Origin of the sequence: Romboutsia sp. 13368 (assembly GCF_018336475.1) — a bacterium.
Lineage (GTDB): Bacteria > Bacillota > Clostridia > Peptostreptococcales > Peptostreptococcaceae > Romboutsia.
Window position 1 is genome coordinate 512406 of sequence record NZ_CP048741.1, and the last position, 5081, is coordinate 517486.

General features: G+C 27.9%; 8 protein-coding genes. All 8 read left to right on the forward strand.

Translation table 11 applies throughout. The features are described from left to right. Positions 1–89 precede the first annotated feature (89 nt). The 8 genes from prmA to G3997_RS11505 all read left to right on the forward strand — a co-directional run bounded on the left by prmA (position 90) and on the right by G3997_RS11505 (position 4981). The gene (prmA, locus tag G3997_RS02170; protein ID WP_296647374.1) at positions 90–1028 is read left to right on the forward strand and encodes a 50S ribosomal protein L11 methyltransferase; all 939 of its coding nucleotides are present in this window, start codon (positions 90–92) and stop codon (positions 1026–1028) included. Positions 1029–1036: 8 nt separating this feature from the next. Continuing rightward, a complete protein-coding gene (locus G3997_RS02175; protein ID WP_296647377.1) occupies positions 1037–1789 on the forward strand; it encodes a 16S rRNA (uracil(1498)-N(3))-methyltransferase in 753 nt (250 codons plus the stop codon). Further along, positions 1790–3091 (forward strand): tRNA (N(6)-L-threonylcarbamoyladenosine(37)-C(2))-methylthiotransferase MtaB, encoded by a 1302-nt coding sequence (gene mtaB / locus G3997_RS02180; RefSeq protein WP_296647382.1) that lies wholly within the window; start codon positions 1790–1792, stop codon positions 3089–3091. A gap of 116 nt (positions 3092–3207) precedes the next feature. Further along, complete coding sequence (locus G3997_RS02185; protein WP_296647385.1) at positions 3208–3558, forward strand: histidine triad nucleotide-binding protein; 351 nt, start codon at positions 3208–3210, stop codon at positions 3556–3558. Between the two features lie 154 nt (positions 3559–3712). Beyond that, positions 3713–3892, forward strand: coding sequence for a 30S ribosomal protein S21 (gene rpsU, locus G3997_RS02190; RefSeq protein ID WP_071121214.1), 180 nt, complete (start codon positions 3713–3715; stop codon positions 3890–3892). Positions 3893–3919: 27 nt separating this feature from the next. Continuing rightward, entirely contained in the window at positions 3920–4363 is a 444-nt protein-coding gene (locus tag G3997_RS02195) for a GatB/YqeY domain-containing protein (protein ID WP_294570964.1), read from the forward strand. A gap of 121 nt (positions 4364–4484) precedes the next feature. After that, positions 4485–4889 (forward strand): TspO/MBR family protein, encoded by a 405-nt coding sequence (locus tag G3997_RS02200; protein ID WP_330616171.1) that lies wholly within the window; start codon positions 4485–4487, stop codon positions 4887–4889. 14 nt (positions 4890–4903) lie between these two features. Further along, on the forward strand, positions 4904–4981 hold the full coding sequence (locus tag G3997_RS11505; protein ID WP_334299846.1) for a hypothetical protein: 78 nt from the start codon (positions 4904–4906) through the stop codon (positions 4979–4981). Positions 4982–5081 lie beyond the last annotated feature (100 nt).

A 5081-nucleotide genomic window follows, 5' to 3' on the forward strand; every position in this document is an offset into this window, starting at 1 on the left:
ATAAAAGAATATTATTAAAGATAATAATAAATATGATATAATAAAATTTACTTAAAATACGAAATTAATATAAAGGTAGGTATCAGTAGATGAAGTGGACTGAAATAACAATAAAAACGACAACAGAAGCTGTAGAAGCTGTAACAAATATATTATATGAACAAAATGTAGGCGGAGTATCTATAGAAGATCCTAAGGATTTTAAATTCCAAAAGAAAAATGAATATGATTGGGATTTTGTAGAAGAAGAAATATTCAATAGCGGATATGATGGAGTTATAATAAAAACTTACATAACAGAAGAAAGAGATGTAACAGAAGATATAAACTTAATAAAAGAAAAAATAGATGGATTAAAAGAATTTGGTATAGACGTAGGAGACGCTATAGTGGAAATATCTCAAGTTGATGAAGAAGATTGGGCAAATGAATGGAAAAATTACTACAAGCCAACAAAAGTAGGTGAAAAAGTTGTAGTAAAACCAACTTGGGAAGAGTATGAAGCTAAGGACGGAGATTTAATAATAGAATTAGACCCAGGCATGGCATTTGGTACAGGTACACATGAAACAACTAGTATGTGTATACAACAATTAGAAAAGTATGTTAAACAAGATTCCAAGGTATTTGATATAGGTTGTGGTAGTGGAATACTTGCTATAGCAGCAGCAAAACTTGGTGCTAATGACGTATTAGCAGTTGATTTAGATGAAGTAGCAGTAAAAGTTTCTAAAGAAAATATAGAGTTAAATAAAGTTGAAGATAAAGTTAAAGCTTTACATGGAAATCTTATGGAAGTTGTAAGTGATAAAGCTGATATAGTTGTGGCAAATATAATAGCAGATATAATAAAAATATTAGCTAAAGATATTAAGAACTTTATGAAGGATGATGCAGTATTTATATCATCAGGTATAATACATGCAAAAGTAGATGAAGTTAAAGCTTCTTTAGAAGAAAATGGACTTGAAGTTGTTGAAGTACAATCTTTAGGTGAGTGGAATGCTATAGTTTCTAAAATTAAGTAGGTGATTTTATGGATAGATTTTTTGTAAAAAAACAAAATATTAATTTAGAAACTAATAGTTGTATTATTGAAGGTGAAGATGTAAAACATATTTCTAAAGTACTTAGATGTAAAATTGGAGAAGAATTAGAAATATGTGATAATGACAATAATGAATATATATGTGAGATAACTGATATAGATAAATCTGCAGTTAGTTTAAACATATTAGAAAAAGTTGATGTAAAAAGAGAATCAGACTTAAAAATAAAAGTATATCAAGGTCTTCCCAAAGGACCTAAAATGGAAATGATACTTCAAAAGCTTACTGAAGTTGGAGTAGATGAAATAGTTCTAGTACAAACTAAAAGAAGTGTATCAAAAGTAGATGATAAAAAAGAAGATAAAAAGCTTGAAAGATGGGAACGTATAATATACGAAGCAGCAAAGCAAAGTAAAAGAGGTAAGATACCTACATTAAGAGGTATATTAAGCTTTAAAGAAGCTTTAGAAGATATGAATAATAATGACTTAAATATAGCACCTTATGAAAATGAAAGAACAAAATCGATTAAACAAGCAATAAAAGGTGTAAATATAAATACTATGGGAATCTTTGTTGGTCCAGAAGGTGGATTTGAAGAAAGCGAAATAGAAGCTATAGAAGAAATAGGTGGAACGTCAGTATCTTTAGGACCTAGAATTTTAAGAACAGAAACTGCATCACTTGTAGCTTCTTCTATAGTTTTATATGAATTAAGCGACTTAGGAGGCGACGAATAAATGAAAAAAGTAGCTTTTTACACATTAGGATGTAAAGTAAACCAATATGAAACTGAAGCTATGCTTGAGATGTTTAAAAAAGATGGATATGTTCAAGTTGATAGTGAAGAATTTGCAGATGTTTATGTAATAAATACATGTACTGTAACTCATATGAGTGATAGAAAATCACGTCAATATATAAGAAGAATGAAAAAGAAAAACCCAAATGCAATAATAGCTGTTGTTGGTTGTTACTCACAAGTATCTCCAGAAGAAATACTTGAGATAGAAGAAGTAAACTTAGTTATGGGAACTAATGAAAGAAGACAAATTGTAGAAGAAATAAAAAAACTTGATGGTAGCAAAAAAGCAAGTACAGTTGATGACATAATGAAGGTCAGAGCTTTTGAAGAAATAGAAATAAGTCAAACAAATGGAAGAACTAGAGCATTTATAAAAATACAAGATGGATGTGATAGATTCTGTACTTACTGTATAATACCTTATGCAAGAGGTGGAAAAGTAAGAAGTAGAGACTTAGAAAGTATAGTAGCAGAAGTTGAAAAGTTAGTTTTAAATGGATATAAAGAAGTAGTTTTAACTGGAATACATGTTGCATCATATGGAAAAGATGTAAGAGATGAAAATATAAACTTATTAACTGTAATAAAAACTATAAATGAAATAGATGGAATAGAAAGAATAAGATTAAGTTCAGTTGAACCAATATTATTTACAGATGAATTTGTAAGCGAAGTTTCTAAAATGGAAAAAGTATGTCCACACTATCATTTATCATTACAAAGTGGTTGTGATGAGACATTAAAGAGAATGAATAGAAGATATACTACTAAAGAATATAAGGAAATAGTAGATAGATTAAGAGAAAATATACCTAATGTAGCAATAACTACTGATGTAATTGTAGGTTTCCCTGGAGAAACTAATGATGAATTTAATAAAACATATGAATTTTTAAAGGAAATAGAATTATCACAAATGCATGTGTTTAAATATTCTCCAAGAAAAGGTACTCCAGCAGCTACTATGGAAAATCAAATAGATCCGCAAATGAAACAACTTAGAAGTGATAAACTTTTAAATTTAAATAAAGAAAACTTTGAAAAATTTGCAGGAAAGTTTATTGGACAAGAAATAGATGTTTTATTTGAACAAAGTATAGCAGAAAATACTTATGAAGGATTAACGCCTAACTATATAAGAGTTGTAGTTAAGAGTGATAAAGATATACATGGAGAAATACTAAAAGTTAAATTAACAGATATAAAAGATGAATATGTAGAAGGAATATTAGTATAATCTGTAGAAAAATATATAAAATCATATAAAGGAGGTGTANMAAGNTGAATATGTAGAAGGAATATTAGTATAATCTGTAGAAAAATATATAAAATCATATAAAGGAGGTGTATCAAGTGAGTTGTATATTTTGTAAAATAATAAATGGTGAAATACCATCTAGTAAAGTTTATGAAGATGATAAAGTATTAGCATTTAATGATATAAATCCAGTAGCACCATATCATATATTAGTTATACCTAAAAAACATTATGAAAGTATTATTGATATACCTGAGAATGAAATGGATATAGTTGCACATATTCATAATATTATAAATAAAATAGCTAATGATAAAAACTTTGCCAAGTCTGGATTTAGAATTATAAATAACTGCGGAGATGATGGAGGACAAGAGGTAAAACATATCCATTATCATGTACTTGCAGGTAAGAAATTACCTTTATATGAACATATGGAAAAATAAACTAGTTAAAAAAAGACCTTATTGTTTAAAAATACTTGAAAAAAAAATAAAATTAGTTTATAATAAACAAAGTGTGAGATTGTAATGCATCTTTTGCAGAATAATCGTTACAGTCCAAAGCATAATTCGCGCTATCGGAGGGAGGGAAAAAGAAATGTCAGAAGTAAGAGTAAGAGAAAATGAAACATTAGACAGCGCTTTAAGAAGATTCAAGCGTCAATGTGCTATGTCTGGCATCATGTCTGAAGTTAGAAAAAGAGAGCACTATGATAAGCCAAGCGTTAGACGTAAGAAGAAAGCAGAAGCAGCAAGAAGAAAAAACGCTAAGAAATAGTAATATACAAATAAAGAGGTGAAGGGAATGTCCCTTAAAGAAAAGTTACAAGAAGATTTAAAATCTTCAATGAAGAACAAAGATACAGTAAAGAAATCTGTAGTAACTTTGATAAGAGCTTCTATAAAGCAATATGAGGTTGACAATAGAGTTGAACTTGATGACGAAGGAATTATAGATATAATATCTAAACAACTAAAGCAACGTAGAGATGCTTTAGAAGAATTCGCCAAAGCTAATAGAGACGACTTAGTAAGTGAAACAGAGGCTGAAATCAAAGTTTTAAAAGAGTACCTACCTCAACAGTTAAGCGAAGAAGAGCTAAATGAAATAGTAAAACTTACTATATCTGAAGTTGGAGCTACTTCAATGAAAGATATGGGAAAAATAATGTCAGTTATAAGACCTAAAGTAAAAGGTAGAGCTGATGGTAAACTAATAAATGAGTTAGTGAAAGCTAACTTACAATAGATTAAAAGTCTAGAGAGTAATCTCTAGGCTTTTTTACTTATTAAATTTTTTATTTGAAACATTAGTRTAGTCTTGTACATATTTATTAACTAAATGAGAATTAAAAGAGGGGGAGAAAAAATTGATTATATCAATTAAAGAGGTAAGAAATTTTATAATAAGTATATTAATACCGTTAATAATAGGTTATTTAAGTAATTCTCTATCAAGCTTGCTATCTGGAGTATCAACATCGCAATATTATTCCCAGTTAATAAAGCCAAGCTTTGCACCACCAGGTTATATATTTCCTATAGCTTGGACTATACTATATGTACTTATGGGGATATCATCATATAAAATATTAAAAAAGGGATCTACTTTATCAAAAGTTAAAGATGCAATGTTTTATTATTGGTTGCAGCTAGGTTTAAATTTTATATGGAGTATATTATTTTTTGGATTAGGTTTAAGATTTACAGCCTTAGTTGATTTAATATTATTGATAATAGTACTTATAATAATGATATATAAATTTTATAAATAAATAAAGCTGCAGGCTTGATAAATTTACCATACTTAATATGGTTACTATATGCTTTATTGTTAAACTATTTTATATGGGTAATTAATAGATAAAAGTATAAAAGGGATTGTTTCTAATTAGTAATTGAGACACGCCCTTTTATACTTTTATAATTTATTTTTACTTAATAGAAAATTATTTATATATTTGTTT

What these genes read in the sequence shown, in the direction of transcription:
- G3997_RS02175 (WP_296647377.1), top strand. Translation starts at nt 1,037, where the DNA reads ATGGATAGATTTTTTGTAAAAAAACAAAATATTAATTTAGAAACTAAT.
- prmA (WP_296647374.1), top strand. Translation starts at nt 90, where the DNA reads ATGAAGTGGACTGAAATAACAATAAAAACGACAACAGAAGCTGTAGAA.
- G3997_RS02195 (WP_294570964.1), top strand. Translation starts at nt 3,920, where the DNA reads ATGTCCCTTAAAGAAAAGTTACAAGAAGATTTAAAATCTTCAATGAAG.
- rpsU (WP_071121214.1), top strand. Translation starts at nt 3,713, where the DNA reads ATGTCAGAAGTAAGAGTAAGAGAAAATGAAACATTAGACAGCGCTTTA.
- mtaB (WP_296647382.1), top strand. Translation starts at nt 1,790, where the DNA reads ATGAAAAAAGTAGCTTTTTACACATTAGGATGTAAAGTAAACCAATAT.